The organism is Mesorhizobium waitakense, assembly GCF_056431085.1.
In genome coordinates, this window is sequence record NZ_JBWKME010000090.1 from 45,249 (window position 1) to 62,376 (window position 17,128).

General features: G+C 63.6%; 15 protein-coding genes. 8 read left to right on the top strand and 7 right to left on the bottom strand.

What is annotated here, in order from left to right; translation table 11 throughout:
• Nucleotides 1–26: 26 nt before the first annotated feature.
• Complete coding sequence (locus AC07FD_RS19140; RefSeq protein WP_478351113.1) at nucleotides 27–2,729, top strand: spermidine synthase family protein; 2,703 nt, start codon at nucleotides 27–29, stop codon at nucleotides 2,727–2,729.
• Nucleotides 2,729–3,661, top strand: coding sequence for a hypothetical protein (locus AC07FD_RS19145; RefSeq protein ID WP_478351114.1), 933 nt, complete (start codon nucleotides 2,729–2,731; stop codon nucleotides 3,659–3,661). The genes AC07FD_RS19140 and AC07FD_RS19145 overlap by 1 nt, the downstream gene beginning before the upstream one ends.
• Before the next feature lie 7 nt (nucleotides 3,662–3,668).
• Here the strand turns inward: AC07FD_RS19145 and AC07FD_RS19150 are convergent, their stop codons facing one another.
• The gene (locus tag AC07FD_RS19150) at nucleotides 3,669–4,595 is read right to left on the bottom strand and encodes a LysR substrate-binding domain-containing protein (protein ID WP_478351115.1); all 927 of its coding nucleotides are present in this window, start codon (nucleotides 4,593–4,595) and stop codon (nucleotides 3,669–3,671) included.
• 101 nt (nucleotides 4,596–4,696) lie between these two features.
• Between AC07FD_RS19150 and AC07FD_RS19155 the strand changes: the two genes are divergently transcribed.
• Entirely contained in the window at nucleotides 4,697–5,902 is a 1,206-nt protein-coding gene (locus AC07FD_RS19155; RefSeq protein WP_478351116.1) for a clavaminate synthase family protein, read from the top strand.
• A 16-nt stretch (nucleotides 5,903–5,918) separates the two neighbouring features.
• On the opposite strand, the gene AC07FD_RS19160 is transcribed toward AC07FD_RS19155, so the two are convergent.
• Nucleotides 5,919–7,175, bottom strand: a complete 1,257-nt coding sequence (locus tag AC07FD_RS19160; RefSeq protein ID WP_478351117.1) for a hypothetical protein — start codon at nucleotides 7,173–7,175, stop codon at nucleotides 5,919–5,921.
• 162 nt (nucleotides 7,176–7,337) lie between these two features.
• Here AC07FD_RS19160 and AC07FD_RS19165 point away from each other — a divergent pair, with 162 nt between their 5' ends.
• Both AC07FD_RS19165 and AC07FD_RS19170 read left to right on the top strand, forming a co-directional pair.
• On the top strand, nucleotides 7,338–8,396 hold the full coding sequence (locus tag AC07FD_RS19165) for a CapA family protein (protein WP_478351139.1): 1,059 nt from the start codon (nucleotides 7,338–7,340) through the stop codon (nucleotides 8,394–8,396).
• Nucleotides 8,397–8,463: 67 nt separating this feature from the next.
• Nucleotides 8,464–9,432, top strand: a complete 969-nt coding sequence (locus AC07FD_RS19170; protein ID WP_478351118.1) for a hypothetical protein — start codon at nucleotides 8,464–8,466, stop codon at nucleotides 9,430–9,432.
• Between the two features lie 6 nt (nucleotides 9,433–9,438).
• Here the strand turns inward: AC07FD_RS19170 and AC07FD_RS19175 are convergent, their stop codons facing one another.
• Complete coding sequence (locus AC07FD_RS19175) at nucleotides 9,439–9,933, bottom strand: YegJ family protein (protein WP_478351119.1); 495 nt, start codon at nucleotides 9,931–9,933, stop codon at nucleotides 9,439–9,441.
• A 446-nt stretch (nucleotides 9,934–10,379) separates the two neighbouring features.
• On the opposite strand from AC07FD_RS19175, the gene AC07FD_RS19180 reads away from it, so the two are divergent.
• The 3 genes from AC07FD_RS19180 to AC07FD_RS19190 all read left to right on the top strand — a co-directional run bounded on the left by AC07FD_RS19180 (nucleotide 10,380) and on the right by AC07FD_RS19190 (nucleotide 13,089).
• Entirely contained in the window at nucleotides 10,380–10,622 is a 243-nt protein-coding gene (locus tag AC07FD_RS19180) for a DUF1344 domain-containing protein (protein WP_095090895.1), read from the top strand.
• A 203-nt stretch (nucleotides 10,623–10,825) separates the two neighbouring features.
• The gene (locus tag AC07FD_RS19185; protein WP_478351120.1) at nucleotides 10,826–12,448 is read left to right on the top strand and encodes an FAD-binding oxidoreductase; all 1,623 of its coding nucleotides are present in this window, start codon (nucleotides 10,826–10,828) and stop codon (nucleotides 12,446–12,448) included.
• A gap of 17 nt (nucleotides 12,449–12,465) precedes the next feature.
• Nucleotides 12,466–13,089, top strand: a complete 624-nt coding sequence (locus AC07FD_RS19190) for a hypothetical protein (protein ID WP_478351121.1) — start codon at nucleotides 12,466–12,468, stop codon at nucleotides 13,087–13,089.
• Nucleotides 13,090–13,150: 61 nt separating this feature from the next.
• On the opposite strand, the gene AC07FD_RS19195 is transcribed toward AC07FD_RS19190, so the two are convergent.
• The 4 genes from AC07FD_RS19195 to AC07FD_RS19210 form a co-directional block, all read right to left on the bottom strand.
• Nucleotides 13,151–13,672 (bottom strand): hypothetical protein, encoded by a 522-nt coding sequence (locus AC07FD_RS19195; protein ID WP_478351122.1) that lies wholly within the window; start codon nucleotides 13,670–13,672, stop codon nucleotides 13,151–13,153.
• Nucleotides 13,673–13,822: 150 nt separating this feature from the next.
• Nucleotides 13,823–14,821 carry an alpha/beta fold hydrolase gene (locus tag AC07FD_RS19200; protein WP_478351123.1) on the bottom strand — a complete coding sequence of 333 codons (999 nt, stop codon included), beginning with the start codon at nucleotides 14,819–14,821 and terminating at the stop codon, nucleotides 13,823–13,825.
• A gap of 15 nt (nucleotides 14,822–14,836) precedes the next feature.
• Nucleotides 14,837–15,967: a hypothetical protein gene (locus tag AC07FD_RS19205; RefSeq protein WP_478351124.1), complete on the bottom strand. Its 1,131-nt coding sequence runs from the start codon at nucleotides 15,965–15,967 to the stop codon at nucleotides 14,837–14,839.
• Nucleotides 15,968–15,974: 7 nt separating this feature from the next.
• Entirely contained in the window at nucleotides 15,975–16,409 is a 435-nt protein-coding gene (locus tag AC07FD_RS19210; RefSeq protein WP_095090901.1) for a DUF4383 domain-containing protein, read from the bottom strand.
• Between the last annotated feature and the right edge of the window lie 719 nt (nucleotides 16,410–17,128).

Here is a 17,128-nt window from a genome sequence, read left to right on the forward strand (position 1 = left end):
CTGAACCGCCAGATAAAAAGGCCCGCATGGCAGCCGTCGCACCGATCTCCCGACCAAGCATCGCCTCGCTGGAGGCGCCTGGTCTCGCGCATTACCTCGCAATCGGGCTGATTGCCGGCGCCATCATAGCGCTGCAGATATCAGTCATGCGGGTGTTCGCCGTCGGCAGCTGGTCGCATTTCGGTTCTCTGGTGGTCAGCCTCGCCATGCTTGGCTTCTCGCTGTCCAGCGTCGTCATCTTCGCCGGCAAGGACTGGTTCGACCGGCACTGGCAAGGGGCCGCGACAGCGGCGCTGCTGCTGGTCGGCCCGCTCGCCGTCGCCTCCAACCTCGCTGCCCAGACGGTGCCGTTCAACGCCATCTTCCTGGTCTCCGATCCCGAGCAGAAATGGCGGCTGCTGGCCAATTTCCTGCTCTATCTCCTGCCGTTCCTGGCCGGCGCATTCTTCCTCGGCATCGTCTTCCTGAAAAGCCGCACCGCCTTCAGTCGCGTCTATTTCGCCGACCTCACCGGCTCCGGGCTCGCCGGCCTCGTCGTCCTGGTGTCGATGTATCTGTTTTCGCCTGAAACCATCATCGTCGTGCCGCTGCTGTTGTGGGCCGCCGGTTCGCTGCTGTGGTTCTTCGCCTTCGGCGCCTGGAAGCGTGTTGTCGCCGGCGCGGTTGTCGCGGCGCTATCGATCGCCGGCTACCTGATGCTGCCCGGCCTGCTCAGCATACCCGACATCGCGGTGTCGCAGTACAAGGGCGTCGCCTATGCCCGCAACTTCCCGGACGGCAAGCGTATCTACCGCAGCGTCTCGCCGTTTGGCGACCTGCAGGTCTATGCCAGCTCCTACATGCATTTCGCGCCGGGCCTGAGCGACAATGCCGCCTTCGGCATGCCGGAAGTTCCAGCCAACACCTATGTCGGCATGTATCGCGACGGCGACGGGCCGGAAGGCATCATGCGCAATCTGGCGCCGGCCGAGCAGGTCTATTTCCGTTATCTGCCGATGCACTACCCCTATGTCATCAAGGCGAAACCCAGGACGTTCGTCGTGCAGTTTGGCGGCGGCATCTCCACCCAGGCCGCGCTCAACGCCGGATCGGCCTCGGTGACAGTCGCCGAGAGCAATCCGATGACATTGCGGGCGTTCCGCGACCCGGTGCTGAAGGATGTCACCGGCGATATTCTGGCCGAGCCGCGCCTCAAGGTGATCGACATTGACGGGCGTCTGTTCCTCGCCAACACCAGAGAGCGCTACGACGTCATCGATCTCAGCCTCGCCGACAGTGTCGGCCTGTCCAATCCGGGCGGCTTCGCCATCTCGGAGAAATACGCCTACACGCACGAGGCAATGCTGAGCTACATGCATGCGCTGGCCGACGGCGGCGTGCTGTCGGTGACCCTGTGGAACAAGGAAGAGCCGCCGAAATCGGTGCTGAAGCTCTATTCCACCATCGCCGAGGCGGCCAGGATGTTCGATCCGCAAGGTGCGGCCAACGATATCTTCGCCGTGTCGAGCTATCTCTCGACAACCACGGTGCTGTTCAAGCGCGGCGGCTTCAGCGCGGCGGAAATCAAGACGCTGCGCGACTACACCAAGTCGATGTCGTGGGAAGAGGTCTACTACCCCGGCATGCCTTATGACGGCTCGACGGCGCAGAAAATCCTCGACGACTATCGCGCCTCGATCTTTGGCAGCGGACAGGATGCGACGCTGACCCAACCCGCCGCCGATGCGACGGCGCCGGCCGACCCGACCGCTCCCAACGCAGCCTGCGACCCGACCGCGCCGGCCGATCCGACCCTCGATGCCTGCGCCGATGCTGGCGGCGATGCCGGCCCCGACGTGCTGCCGGCCACCGCGCTGCAGCGCATGACCTGGCACGCGCTTTTGACGGGTGGCTGGGCGAAGCTTGCCAGCGATTATGTCTTCGACGTGCGTCCGCTGAGCAACGACCAGCCCTACTTCGCCGCTTATGTGAAGGTCGCCGACCTGCCGCTAACACTGGACAGGCTCGACCTGTTCCAGGACGACTGGGGTTATCTGCTGATCTGGGCGACGCTCGGCATCGCCTGCATCACGGCGGCGTCGCTGGTGCTGCTGCCGGTCATCTTCGGCTGGCGCATCGTGTTCTCGCGCTCGCGTGGCAAGCTCGGCACCATCCTTTACTTCGCTTGCCTCGGCCTCGGCTACATCATGGTCGAGGTCGGGCTGATCAGCCGCTTCACCGTGGCGCTTGCCAATCCGACCGTGTCGGCCTCGGTGCTGATCTCGTCGATGCTGGTGTTTTCCGGTCTTGGCAGCCTTTTTGCCGAGCGCACCTTCAACCGCGCCCGGACGCTGTTGCCTGTCCTGCTGTTGGCGATCTGCGTGCTGCTGCTGGCCTACGGCTTCTATCTGTCGCCGGTGCTCGATTGGATCGGTGCCTATCCCTATGTCGTCCGGCTGCTGCTCTGCTTCCTTCTGGTATCGCCGCCGGCCTTCCTGATGGGCATGCCGATGGCAACCGCCATGACATGGCTGGCGCGGCTGGGCAAGGAGCACCTGTTCGTCTGGGCCTGGGGCATTAATGGCTGCTTTTCGGTGATTGGCTCGGCCGCTGTGCCGATCGTCGCCACCAGCTTCGGCCTCAGCGCCGTGCTGCAATGGGCGGCGATCGCTTATCTCGTCGCCATCCCGGCCTTCTTTGCCGTGCTGTTGCCGTCGAAGGCGCCAGCCATCCGGCTGGTGACGGCCTGATGCCCGACCGGCGCGCCATCGTCGCAGGACTGCTGGCCGCGGCGGCGTTTCCAGCGTCGAGCGAGGGCGCGCGCTTGCGCAAGGCCATGTCGGCCATCGTGCCGTTCAAGACTTCGCCGTTTCCCTACCGGGGAAAGCTGCCCGATGGATCCGGGCCTTTTCTCGACGTGACGGCCAACGGCCGGCGCGGCCACACCTCGCCGCGTGGTGGCATCTACTGGGAAGACGAGACCTATTCGGACCGCAGCACGCTGCTGTCGGCGCCACGAGGGTTCGATCCGACCAGGCCGGCAGTCATCGTGGTGTTCTTCCATGGCAATGGCGCCACCTTGCAGCGCGATGTCGTCGGCCGCCAGCGGGTTGTCGCGCAGGTCGAAGCGTCCGGCCTCAACGCCGTGCTGGTGGCGCCGCAATTTGCCAGCAACGCGCAGGATTCGAGCGCCGGCAATTTCTGGACGCCCGGTCACTTTGCGACGTTCATGGCCGAGGCAGCGCAAGGCCTGGGCAAGTTGACCGGCGCCAAGGCGGCAAAATTCGACGCCATGCCAGTTGTACTTGTCGCCTATAGCGGCGGCTACAATCCCGCCGCCTTCGTGCTGGGGAATGGCGACATCGGCGGTCGCCTGCTCGGCGTCATCCTGCTCGACGCCGTGTTCGACGAGGCCGACATTTTCGCCAGCTGGGCCGGGCGCCACAGGAAGAGCTTCTTCGTCAGCGCCTTTGGCCAATCTTCCGCCTCCGGCAATGCAGAAATCCGACAGTTGCTGGCAAGCCAGGGCATCGACGCCAGTTCGGACCCGCCACGCCGCCTCGAAGCCGGCACCGTCGCCTTGCTTGCCTCGGACGCCGCCCACGACAGTTTCGTTACGCGTGCTTTCGTCGCCAATCCATTGCAATGGTTGCTCGGCCGGCTGCACGGATTTGCGCGTTAAGTCGGGCTCACGCGGGCAGGGCGCCATCGATGCCGATATCGGCAATTGCTGCCAGTTCGGCGGCGACGGCTGCGGCGCGGCGCGCCTTCGGGCTATGCTGCGGCCAGACGAGGCGGCGCCTGATCATCAACGCCGGCACATCCCGTGCAATCTCGATGAGATGGCCGGGATCGAGATGAAGCCGCAGCACCAATTCGCTGGCCAGCAATGCGCCCATGCCGGCAATCGCCGCCTGTGCCGCGACGATCGTTAGCCCAAAACGTGGGCCCTGGTCGATGTCTTTCCGTTGCCGGCCGGCGGCAGTGAACCAGTCGCGCCAGGCCGGGTAGACGTCGTCGCCCATCGTCGGATCGATGTGCAGCAGCGGCATGCTGTCCAGCACCTCGGCCGCATCCGGCCTGATATGGCCGCGAACCAATGCAGGCGCGCAGGCTGGGATCACCCGTTCGGTGAACAGGTCGAGCGATGCGAGATCCGGTGTTGCGCCCTTGCGATAGCTGATGGCGAGGTCGACACCTTCCTCCAGCATGGCATCGAGCGCAACGGACTCAACGATGCGCACGTCGAGCTTGCCCAGCGCCGCGCGCACTCTGCTGAGGCGGGGCGCGAGCCAGAGCGAGGCGAAGGACGGATCGGCTGAGATGGTGAAGGTCTCGGCCCGTCGTTCGAAGCGCAGCCGCCGCATGCCGGAGGCCAGCGCGTCAAAACCGCGGTCGATGTCGGGCAGGGCGGCCTCGGCGGCGCGGGTCAGCACGATGCCGTTGCCTTCGCGCCGCACCAGTTTGACGCCCAGCCGCTCCTCCAGCTGCCGGACCTGATGGCCGATGGCGCCTGGAGTGACGCCCAGCTCCTCGGCAGCGCGCGTCAGGCTACCAGCCCTGGCGGCGGCGAGTAGCGCCCGCAAGGCGAATAGGGGAAGATCCCGGAGTGTCATGGATTGAATTTAACTCAAAAGCTGGCGAAGGGAACTCGTTTGAATCACTGTTTTCAGGGATCTAAGATCGTTTAAGAAATTCAATCGTGCGGACCGCTGCAATGCTTGACACGCTAATGCACCCATCAAGGCATTCAACTTCGACCACGCCGATCCGCGCCATGCGTGCCGAAGGCCAGCGCGTCGTCGTCGACCTGACGGACGGCCGAACTGGAAAGCTTTCGACGCGCTGGCTGCGGCTGGCTTGCGAATGCGATGCCTGTGGCGACACTGCCTCCGGCAAGAGATGGCTGACACCGGCCGATATTGCCGCAAACGCTCGAGCCAGCTCAATCAATGTCACGGCGGGCGAGGTGGGTGTCGTCTGGGATGATGGCCATGTCTCGCACTACGGAGCTGAATTCCTGGCAGGCCATGCCGGCGCTGGCTCAGGCCCGGCCCGGTTCCAGCTGCAATTGTGGAGTAGCGACCTGACCGCGCGGCTTGGCCGCTTTTCATTCGACGCGGTTGTCGAGGACGACGAGATGCTGTTCCATTCGCTGCGGGCGCTACGCGATCACGGCATCGCCATGCTGACCGGGGTTCCCGCAGAAACGGAAGCGACGGCGCGGGTCGCCGGCCGCTACGGGCCGATCCGCGAGACCAGCTACGGCAAGGTGTTCGACCTGATCTCGCGGCCGGATGCGCGGGTGGCGGGAGAGACGGCTCGGGCGCAGATCCCGCATACGGACGAGCCGTTCCGTTATGCGCCGCCGGGCTTCATCTTCTTCCACGCCATCCGCACCGGTGCGGGCAGCGGCGGCACCTCGCTGATGGTTGACGGCTTCCATGTTGCCGCGCTGATGCGGACGCAGACGCCGGAACTGTTCGATCTGTTGACGCGGCACGGCGTCACCTTTCATCGCGAGCATGCGGGCGAGGTGTTCTTCAGTGTCGAGGCACATGTCATCAGCCTCGATGCAACCGGGGTCGTCACCGGCGTCCGCTACAACGACCGCTGCCTGGCGCCACAGACGGCCTCAGAGGATGAAATCGACGGCGTGATCGAGGCGCTGGCCGAACTGACGCGGCTGATCTGCGATCCGCAAAACCAGTTCCAGCACCAGCTGCAGCCGGGCGAGGTGCTGGTCTTCGACAATCAGCGTGTCATGCATGGCCGCAGCGCCTTCGATCCGACGCTGGCGGTGCGGCATCTCAGAAGCTGCAACATCGACCGCGACGGCGTGCACAGCGCGTTTCGCACGCTGGCCCGCCGGTTTGCGCCTGAAGAGGCCGAGACGGTGCTCTATCAGGGCGCGATTTTCTAGCGTCCTGCAGTTGCCCTTAGTTGAACCACAGGGCAAAAGTCAGAAAACCGCTGCCGCCGAATTGGCGCTGGATCTGGTCGAAGTCGTCGCTGGTCAGGATCTTGCCGCTTTCGAGATAGGGCGCGATGGCCGGGCCGGTGATCGACAGCACCAGGTCGAAGGGTTTTGGCTCGTCGAAGAAGCGCTTCATGTTGATGCCCTTGCCGGTGATGCGGAAATGCGGCAGCAGCAAGCGGCCTTCCAGAAGATCCTCGGCCATGGTCAAGGTGGCGAGCCAGGCCTCGACCTGCTCCTCGCCGACTTCGAGGCCGGTGAGCGGGTTCTCGCCCTTCTGCTGCGGTCCCGGCAGCCATTCGCGGTCGTTGTCGGTCTCGGCGCGGATCGCCTTCCAGTCCTCGCGCGACAGCCGGATCATTTCGAGCAGGTGGCGACGCGCCGCTTGCCGGCGCTCGGGTTCGACCACCGGCCAGTTGACCAGATGCACCAGCGAGATGAAATCGGCGATGCGCCATTCCGACGAGAAGATGCTGCTGCCCATCTCGCTGCTCGGCGGCACGAGAATGTCCTGCAGCGGCAGTTTGGCGCGCGGGAACAGCATGTGGAAGGACCCGTCGAAAGTGCTCCTGAAATCATGCGCCAGCCAGAAATCGGCCTGCGCCATCAGGAATTCGGCATAGCCCTGCAGCCAATAGCCGTCGGCGCGGTCGAAGCGGAAGGTGAGCGCGGGTGCTGCTCCGTCCGGTGCGCTGCCGCCGCGCGACAGCGAGGCCATGATGGCGGCCATGCTCTCATCCGGCGTGATCGCGCCGTCCTCATTGAGGTCGATGCCGACATGGGTGAGGTCGAGCACCATGCCGATATCGGCATCGGCCGAGACCGAGCCCAGCGTTGCGGCGGATTTTTCCAGCCGGTCGCGGAAGCCGACCAGAATGGCGCGGAACTGCTCATAGGTCAGCGGCTCTGGGTTGGGATTGTCCGGCACCGGTAGCCGCATCAATGGCAGCATGAAGGATTGCGGGCTTTCGAAACCATGGCGGTGCAGGCCGCTGGCCAGCAGCTCCAGCGCAGTGAAGAACTCGCCGGCGCCGGCCGCGTAGGCGGACGCCGGATCTTTTGGTGCGGCGGCCTCCAGCGTCGACAGGGCGGTGTCGCGCGCGGCCACGGTCCTGGCCTCGAACAAGGCGGTTGCCGCCTCGGGCATTGCAGCGCGCGCGGAAGACAAGGGCACAAGCAGAATGAAAGCGGATGCCAGCAGGCTTGCTATTCGTGTCATCTTTTCCCCCATGCGTTGGTCGCGTCGGCGAGCATACACGCATTTGCAGTGCCGCGCCTGTCAGCGCCGAGGCGCAGACTGTCATCGTTGCACGATTGTCGACGGATGCGCTTCAACCCTCGAGGCCGACGGTCTACACAGGGCAAACGATTGGGCATGGGCGTGTCGAACTATCCGCTTTCCTACAAACTGTCGTGGCTGCCGCGCTTTCTGAAGCCCTCGCTCAGCGGTGATGCCAATGGTTTCGCGCCGATGGCCGCGACGATGATGACACCGCCGCCGAGGCGGGCGGTGCGGCTGGCCTTTATCGGCGACATCTCGGCGGTGGCTAACCGCGGCGCGCCGGACTGCGATCCGGCGATCAAGGCGTTGCTCGGCGCTGCCGACCTGGTGATCGGCAATTGCGAAAGCCCGATCGTGGATGGACCAAGTGCGGTGCTGGGGACAAAACTCGGTACGCACCATGCGATGAGCGAGCGCTTTCTGGTCGAAGCGCTGGCGGCCCTTGGCATCGCACACGAAAAGCTCGTGCTGTCGCTGGCCAACAATCATGTGCTCGACCAGGGCGTTGCCGGTTTCGACGCGACGGTGGCGGCGCTGAAACGGCTCGGCATCTGGACCATCGGCCTGGCCGCCAATGGCGCGGTGGTGCCTGTCACCGTCGGGCCGCTGAACATAGGCTTCGCGGCCTTCACCCTATGGCGCAACGCCGATGAAGACCTGTTCGCCGGCCGCGTGTCGATGGAAAGCGATCCAGCGCACTGGCCGCGCGCCGGTCTCGATCTTCTCTGCGCGGTGCCGCACTGGGACTGGGAGTTCCGGCATTTTCCGCGCGCCGAGACGCAGGCACTGGCCAGGCGGCTGGCCGCAGATGGTGTCGGGCTGATCGCCGGCCATCATGCCCATGTCATACAACCGGTGGAGTGGATCGACCAGACGATCGTCGCCTATGGGCTCGGTGATTTCCTCGGCACCGCCCTTGCCCGCCAGCCATGGCCGGGGCGCATTGGAGGAATATTCATCGTAGATGTCAGTGCCGATGCCGGCACGCGCGGCGCGATCGCGTCGTACCAGTTGCATCCCTTTGTGCGGCTGCGCGCCGGTGATCATGAGCGGCTGCTGCCGGTGGAAGGGTTGAAGGGGCGGATGCGCGGCAAGGTCAAGGGCCGGCTGGAAGCGATTTTCCCTTCTCCCACAAGCGAGGAAGGGGTCACCGCCTAACCGTCTAGCGGCCTCGGCAAAACCGACTATCATGCGCCGGCAGCGGCAGGCTTGCGGGGGGATGGCGATGGAAACAGCGGATTTCATGCCGAGCGAGGCGGTCACGGCCGGCATCCGGAAAGACATCGAGACCTATGAGGCGGCGAGGGCTTCGGCGGTTCGGCAGGTGCGCTGGCGGGTGCCGCTGTTCGTCGGTCTGGTACTGGTGTTCGTGGTGCTGGTCGCCTGGCTGTTCAACAAAGTCGCCGACCCCAACGAGCAATGGTTCTCGACGCCGCATGTATTTCTCTACGTCATCGGCTTCGCGGCTTCGATCCTGCTCTACTTCCAGGCCATGAAACCGGCGACGCGGCTGCAGCAATCGTTCCGCGAAACGCTGCTGCCGATCATCTTCGGCTTCATCGCGGACATGCGTTACCAGCATGGAGGCAGGCCGAACTCCTTCGATCGGCTGCCGCGCGAGGCGGTCGGGCCCTTCAACCGGCAGTCGTTCGACGATGTCGTTTCGGGGCGCTACGAGGAGTTTCCGTTCGAGCTTTACGAAGCAGAACTGCGGGAAGGGTCGGGCAAGGGTTCATCGACAGCCTTCAAGGGTGTCATCGTCGCTTTCGAAGCGATCGAACCGTTCCCGGGAATATTGGTGGCGACGCGGCGGACCAATGCGGTCGTCGGCTTCTTCCGCGGCATGTTCGCCAGCAAGATGCAGGACTTGTCGTCCGGTGTGCCCGAACTCGACGCCGCCTATGAATTCCGCACCGACAACATCGAGGCTGCACGGCCGTTGGTGACCGGCCGGCTGGCGCAGGCGCTGAAATGGCTGGGCGAAACCTGGCCGGACGATCCGGCCCGCGTCGCGCTCAACGGCAGCGACGGTTTCCTGCTGCTGCCGCAGACGAAGAATTTCTTCGAGCTGCCAGCTATCTCGGTGCCGCTCGACTACACTAGGCATGTCGCGCCGATGATCGCGGACATGGGCGCCATGCTGGCGACCGCAGCGCTGGTGCGCAAGATCGGCGCGAAGGACGAGATCGGTTGATCGCTGTCAGCAGTCGAAGCCGTACTTGTCGCGCATATAATCCGCTTCTTCTTTCGACATTTTCTTGAACATCACACAGACAGTGAAGCTGCCGACCTGGCGCCCGCCGCGCGTGTATCCCCAGTCGGAAATATCGTCCCTGGTGAATTCGATGTTCTGGCCGAGGACGACGCTCTGCACCTCTTCGGGCTGGTTCGCCAATATGCCGACAAAACCGGTCTCGGTGCGGCGGAACGGTATGACCCAGAAGTGTTCGGTGACATTCCCGTCCCGCACCTTGACCTTCAATTTGAACCGGTCCGTGCCGGAGGGAGGAGCCTCAGACAAAGCCAGGAATTCATCCAGGCTGGCGAGTGCCTTCGCAGTCGCTGCCGCCATTTCGGGATCGCCGGGAGTAAAGATAACCGTCTTGTCGTCGTCGGGATCCATGCCTTGTGCGCCGGCCAATCCCGGAGCAAACGCCAGCATCAGGGATATCATGGTCCGGACTGCAAGGTTCATGGACGGTCCCCTTCATCGCGACGGTCGACACCATCCTGCATCCATTCCCGGATTGCAACCGGAGCGCGAGTTTCATCCCGCATTTGGGGGCGGTTTGAACTGATCCATGAAACAAATTTTGTACCGATGATCGGCCAGCAGTCTGTTTCGTGATGCCGCCCGAGGTGGATTGCGGCTGCCGCGTGGTGATCGAAAGCTGCCCGCCACAATCAGCCAAGTGACTCTTTTTGTGGAAGGAAGTGCCCTTGCCAGGGGGAACCGAAGTGGCCAGAGTTTGCATCGACGGCAGGCAATGTGTCGGAATTAAGCCTATGATTTTGTTTGCGAAAATTCACCAAACGTGATTTGCGGAGGAGGAGCTTTCCGTTTCAGTTTCAGGCCGTTCGGTGCTGTCGTTGCCCAAGACGGCAGCCCCGGGAAACCGAAACAGCACGGAGTGCTTACCGATGAAGAAGACCCTCGCAACCACCGCCGCTCTGCTCGCCTTCCTCGGCACGGCCTATGCCGCGACCGTTCAGGGCACCATCCAGTCGGTCGATCCGACGACCAAGTCGATCACCCTCGACGACGGCAAGATTTACCAGCTGTCGCCGGAGGCGGCGGTCGGCAAACTGAAGGTCGGCGCCAAGGTGGCGGTGACCGTCGATGACAAGACCGGCATGGTGACATCGATCAAGAAGTCTTCGTAAGCCCAATCTTGATGGGTAGGGCGCTGTCCCTCATCGCCCGGCAGGCGGATGAGGGGCAGCGCAACTCTTCGAGATCACCTTTGTTACGCCTGAACCTCACCATTGGCCGCCTTGATGCCGTAGCAACGCCTCGGCTCCGCCATGCACTGCTATGGTTTTTGCCAAAGAGCCGCGTTATCCCTTGGCCAACGGGGGGGATATCCATGGCCGAGGAACAAAAAGGGTTTCGCCTGTCGCGGCGACTGCTGCTGGGTGCGGCTGTCTTCGGTGGCGCGGTGCTGTGGGGCGGCACAACGGTGGCGCGGCTGGCGCGAGGGCCTTCGGGACCGAAGAACGCCGGACGCATCGCCGATGTCGACGGCATCGCACTGCCGCTGAAGCCAATTGCCAGCCCGCCGGCCTTCGATCCTTCGCTGCCCTGGTCGGCAAAAGGCGGCGACATCAACGATGCCAGCGGCCTGTCGAAGACGCCGGTCTATGGCGTGGTCGAGGTCAGCGAGGAAGACCACATCGCCAAGGCGCTAGCCTTCGCGCGCGCCAACGGGCTGAGAATCTCGCTGGCCGCCATCCGCCACTCGATGGGCGGGCATTCCTTCGACGACAACGCGCTGGTGCTCGATCTCAGAAAGTTCAGCAAGGTCACCGTGGATGCCTCGGCGAAGACCATGACCCTGCAGCCGGGCGCGCGCTGGCACGATATCCAGAACCTCCTGCATCCGCGCTTCGCGGTGAAGGCGATGCAGTCGACCGACATCTTCTCGGTCGGCGGCTCGCTGTCGGTCAACGCGCATGGCATGGACCACCAGGCGGGTTCGGTTGCCGGCTCGATCCGCTCGATGCGGGTGATGCTGGCCGATGGTTCGGTGACAACCTGCTCACTCAGCGAGAACACCGAGCTGTTCCGCCACGTCGTCGGCGGCTACGGCCTTTTCGGCGTGGTGCTGGAGGCGACGCTCGATATCGTCGACAACACGGTCTACCGCACCTCACGCGAGATCATCAAATCGGACGATTTCCCAAAATTCTTCGCGGACGTGTTGGAGCCGAACAAGGAGATCGGCCTGTTCTACGGCCATCTGTCGACGGCGCCGGGCAATTTCCTCGAGGACATGATCGTCTATCGCTACGACAAGGTGGCCGACCAGCCGCCGGCCGACCAGCCTGAGATCGGCGAGCCGGGTTCAGTGGGGCTGAAGCGGGTTCTCATCAATCTGGCGAAATGGGGCAGCCTGTTCCAGGAGTTGAAGTGGTTCACCGAAAAGACGCTGGAACCGAAATTCGAAAGCTGCACGGTGGCGCGCACTTCAGCCATGGCCGAGGGCGAGGCCTGTCTCGTCACCCGCAACAACCCGATGCACGATTCGGTGCCCTATCTGTTCAACGACCTGATGGATGAGACCGACATCCTGCACGAATACTTTATTCCGCGCGCCGCCTATATCGAGTTCATCGCCGAAGCGCGCGAAATGCTGCGCAACCAGCCGCTGCCGGTGCTCAATGCCTCGGTGCGCATCGTCCACAAGGAGGATGTCGCGCTGACCTACGCGCCGGAGCCGGCCTATTCGCTGGTGCTCTACATCAACCAGCCGACCGATGCCGACGGCAATGCGAAAATGCGGGCGCTGACGCGGGCGCTGATCGACGTGACGATCAAGCATGGCGGGCGGTTCTTCCTGCCCTACCAGCTGCATTACACCGCCAGGGAATTGCTGGCCTCCTATCCCGAGTTGCCGGCCTTCCTGGCGAAGAAGCGGCAATATGACCCTACGGAACTGTTTTCCTCGACCTTCTACCGTGCCATCAAGGCGCTGAGCGGGGTGGTGTAGACGTCAGGAGAACAACCATGCGCATGGTATCAGCGGCGGCGCTCACCCTCATCGCACTGTGCGCTGGACCGGCCGGAGCGGAGGATCTCAAGGCTTTCAAGCTGACGATCGACGGCGTAACGGTCGACATCGATCCGGGCGAGAGCACAACCGTGACGCTGCCCGGCGGCAAACAGAGCAGGGTGACGCTCGAGCGCAACGACTTCGCCACCTTTTCCGGCGGCAGTTTCTCCTTCGTCCATCCGAGCGGCATCTCGGTGACCAAGACCGATCTCGGTGAGAACATCACGCAGTATCTGATGGCGTCGGCGCTGGGCACGATCGTCGTCGTGCAGGAATATGGCAAGATGAATCCGGTGTCGCTCAACCAGCTGATGCTGCAGGAAATGACGAAGGAATCGGTGCAGGCTGGTGCGACGCTGACGCAGGAGCCGACGACGCGCAAGCTCGCCGACGGCAAGGAACTGACCGGCATTCTCGCCAAGGTCAAGACGCGCACCGACACCGCCGATTTCGAGATCGTCGGCTTCGGCCACGCCGATCAGGGGCTGCTGTTCATCACCCGCGTTGCTGGCGAGGATGCGGCCACCGAAAAGCCGCTGATCGACAAGTTCTGGCAGAGCCTGAAGGTCAAGTTGTAAGGGCGTTGTTTTCGACGCAATTCCGGACGAAAAACCGCCTCACGCTTGTCCTGGAATTGCTCTACAGCCCCTTCGGCACCAGTCCGGCCAGCCAGTTCGCGGACCGTTTCGCCATGTCGGCGGTCGCCGAGGCGGCGCGGCCAAGATCGGTCTTGACCACGGCATACCCATTCTTCGTGCGGTAGAGCACGCCGGTTCCGCCATCGACCACTTGTTCATAGGCGACGGGCCGGGCGGCGGCCGCTTCCACGGCCGTCGTCGGCGACCCGACCGGGACGCTCGGCCGGCGGCTCAACTCCGGCGGCAGCGGGCTTTCGGTCCCAACGACCCTGCTGGCGGGCTTCAGTTCCGGGCGCGACGCGGTCGCGGCCAGCTGCGAGGAGGACGACGAGCCTTTTGCGCGGCAGATGCCGGAGATGAGCGGAAAGTTGAAATTGCGCTCGTGCAGCATCTGGCTCTTCATCGCCGCTTCGCATTCGGCGATCGTCGACCACTTGGCCGGCGTCTCGCCGATATATTCGCAAAGCTTGGCGTCGCAGTCGCAGCCGACAATGGTCATGGCGACAAGGGCGGTCTTGATCACGGTCTTGTCCCTTCGAGATGCCCCCCGGCAGCCCATTTCGGTGCATGTTGCGGTCCCAAACCCGCGACGTGCAACAATCCATCGCGCGCGAACAAGGCGGGATTTGGCCGCGATTGTGGAATGAGCGTGGCGGAGCGCCGAACAGTCGATCTATCGAGTGGCCGGCGCGATTCGTTTGAGGAAATTCGCGATCAGCCGCACCACATCGTGCGGACGTTCGACCTGCGGGATGTGGTTGACGCCATCGAGAACCGCCAGTTCGGCGTGCGGAAACAACGCGGCAATCTCTTCGCCCTGCTGGAGGGGCGTGGTCGTATCGTCTCGCCCCCAGATGACGAGAACGGGCGGCGTGAAGGTGCGATAGTTCGCGGGGTTGGCGGCAAGGGATTTTCGTTCGTCGTTGAACAGGCCGCTGAACAGCCAATGGCCGACCGCATCGGTGGTGCCTTCGACATTGAGAGGCCGCGCGTAGATCGCGATGCGTTCAGCCGTGACCACGTCGTCGTTCTCGATAAAGGAGCGCAGACCCGCTCCGACCATGAGCGGGTTGGTGAAGGTCGAGGCGGTCAGCAGGTCGCGAGGCCATCGCAGGTTCAGGAGAGCGGCAAATGGCATTGTCGGCGCCTCGGTCCGGCCGAGGCCAAGTGCCACGTCGAGCAGGATCAGCGCGTCGATGCGAGCCGGAGCCTCGAAGGCGGCTTCGATCACGCCACCGCCGCCATAGGAGTGGACGCCGACACTGAAATGGCGCAGGCCGAGCGCGTCGGCGAAACCGAGGACGCGTTTTGCGTGGGCAGCGCGCGAATAATCCTGGTCGACCGGTCTTTGCGAATAGCCAAAGGGAGGCATGTCGGGCGCTATGACGCGAAAGCCCTGTTCTCCCAATGGCGCGGCGATATCGCGGTAGGTCTCGGCCCAGGAGGCCGTGCCGTGGAACAGCAGCAGCGGCGGCCCGTCCTGCGGTCCCCAGACCTGGTAGTGGATCTTCAGGCCATCGACGGTGGCAAACAGCGCTCCCGCCGGCGCTGCGTCCTCGGGTGACAGGTTCTCTCGTAGCGCCGCCGCGCCGCGAAAGCCGACAAGCACGACCGCAATGAGCACGACCAGCGTGAGCGCAAGCCAGCCGACGATGCGGATCAGTCTGCGCATTGCCAGGCTATCGTCTCAATAGTCATAGACGTGTTCGAGCCTGGCGCCTGACTTTATCAGCGCCGGCAGCACCAGATGCAGCTTGCGCACGGCGACGGTCAGCCCGGTGCGGCGCGTCGACGGGTCAGCCGGGAGCGGGTAGCTGAACAGGATGCGGATGCCTTCGGGAACGGCGATCGAGTCGGTCGAAAGCACGGTGACCATGATCTCGTCATTGCCGCCGATTTCGACGAAGGAGACGCCCTTGTCGATCAGGCGCGGAATCATGTCGGTAAACACCTGGTAGCGCTTGGTGACGAAGACGGCGCCGTGGGCGCCATAGTCGCGCTCAAGCAAGGTATCGGGCTCGTTGCGCGTCGCTTCGCCGACCGGCCCTTCGGCCCATACATGGATGTCGAGGAAGGCTGGTGGGGATGTGGCTGCGAGTGCCTGGTTGATCAGGTCGGCGTAGCCCTGCTTGATGGTGTCGGCAAGGCCGAAGGCAAGCTTGCGTTCGCTGGTGCGGATGGAACTGTCGCCTGGCGCCGGCTGCACGGCAAACAGGCCGGCGCGCTTCTGCGCATAGGGAAATTGATACCACGGCACCTGGTCGAGGAAAGCGGCATAGTCGGCCGCCACCTTGGCCTGATAGATGTCGGCGGCGGTGCGCTTGCCAGCGGTCGCCTCGGTCACGCGACCGACCGTGTTCTCATAGGCCCATTGCAGGATATGTTCGATGCTGTGGCTGGTGCCGATGATGACCAGCATCTGGTGGTTGGCGAAGTTGAAATTGTAGGCAGAGCTGGCGCGGATCACCATGGCGTAGTCCTGCCAGAAGCGACCGACATAGGACCAATAGGGAAAGCCGCTCGGCTGGTTCTTGTCGACGAAGCCGGCATACTCGCGCGCGGCGTAGACGATCGCCCATTCCGGGTAGGTGAGGAAGGTCGATTCCTCCGGCCGCTGATAGCCGGGGATTTCGGCGCGAACCTTGTCGGCCAGCGCCTTGGGCGGCGCGCCGTCGGCAATACCGGGCAGCGGCGTCTTGTCGAGTGACGACGTTGTCAGGAAGCCATAGCTCAGCCCGACGACCGGGATCAGGACGACGATGACGATCAGCCACAGGATCGTCTTGATGATGCGCTTCAGCCAGCGAAACAGGAACATTGCCGGATTAGGCCGTGGCGAAGTGGTCGTGTATGCGCTTCGACAGCCAGAAGCCGACATAGACGGCGAAGCCGCCAATGACGATGTGCGGCAGGTTGGCGAAGAAGCGGGCCGGGAATTCGATATCGTTGAGCGAGCGGAAGCCGTTGATGAAGATGCCGGCATCGAGGCAGCCGGAACCGGTGATCAGGCCAAGCACGCCGTCGAACAGATAGACCGAGCCGAACAGCTTGAAATAGAACACCGCCTGGCGGTGCGAGATGAAGGCGGCGGCCAACGCCCAGACGCCGGAGAAGGCGTGCAGCAGGTCGTCGTACCATTGCAGTGAGAACAGGCCGAACAGATTGCCGTTGGCATCGTTGAACGCCGGTATGTAGCCGATGGCGACGACGCCGAAGAACAGGAACGCATAGGCAACGGCAAGCTTCTGGATCAACGTCATGAAGTATCCCCCTTCAGGGAGCCCATTCGCTAACGCTACCCTGCCGGACGCCTGACGCGGTTTTCTGCGCTTCCGATGCCCACGGACCCAAATGTCCGCTGCGCTTCGGTTCTCGAAACCCACACCATACGCCTCTGCAGAGCGCGTTATCAAACGGACTCCGACGACGCCGAACGTTAGCTGATTTCAGCGCCGGTTGCAGCCATATCCGGAAACAGCGTAAAAATTGTAGGGGATAGCCAAAAACGACAGTCGGCGCCGGGATCTCTCCCAGCGCCTTCCTGTCAGATCAGGACACGGTCGCGGCAGCAACTTCCCTAAAGTCGTCGCGCCATGCCGGCCTTGATTTTGACGGTCCTGCCAGCCCGCCACCCGAGAGCAGCGCCCGTTCGGGACCACGCCGGTCTCCGCCCTTGCGGGCTTTGCCCTGCGCACCATCGAAGGTTTTTGCCGTCCTTCATGGCAGCATCGGTCCGCCGTCGGCGTTGGCACGCTTTCCGCGGCCCCGTAGGTCTCGGCATCCGTCCCTCCAACAGGCAAGCCTGCTCTCGCTCAGGGCCGTACGGGCCTCAGGAAATCCGCCTTTCACTTCGCCTTTCGGCTGGGCGATCGGTAGCCGCCTGAGATGGGTTCAATGTACGCCGGGTAAGTGGTTGGCGACCCTGCGGCAGGCCTGTGGATAGCGGGATTATCGGGGATCAATCAGCACTGCGGATTTT